Source organism: Pseudomonas tremae (assembly GCF_001401155.1).
Taxonomy (GTDB): Bacteria; Pseudomonadota; Gammaproteobacteria; order Pseudomonadales; family Pseudomonadaceae; genus Aquipseudomonas; species Aquipseudomonas tremae.
The window spans coordinates 1-286 of the sequence record NZ_LJRO01000227.1 but is presented as its reverse complement, the minus strand read 5'-3'; the positions used below and the strand labels follow the sequence as shown (position 1 = coordinate 286).

Genomic DNA, 286 nt, shown 5'->3' with positions numbered 1-286 from the left:
ACGGCGCCAGTCGCTTTCACTGAGGATGTGGGCCAGCTGCGGCGGCATCGTCAGTTGCGAAAGCGGCTGTCCCAGCAGGTAATCGCGCACCAGCCACATCCAGCGCCGCCGCAGGGCCTCTTTGTGGAACGACAGACTTTTCCAGACGCCCTGCTCATCCAGGCCGCCCGCGGTCACCGACAGGTGGACGTGGGGATGCCAGTTGAGCCGCCGGCCATAGGTGTGCAGCGCCCCGAAAATCCCGACGCGCAAACCGCGCCGCTTGGCGGTGTAGATCAGGTTATCG

At 65.4% G+C, this 286-nt stretch carries 1 protein-coding gene; it reads right to left on the bottom strand.

The window, feature by feature from the left end; all coding sequences use genetic code 11:
- Positions 1 to 286 (bottom strand): transposase (locus ALO43_RS15585; protein WP_174518504.1); only part of this gene is annotated, 286 nt, incomplete at both ends.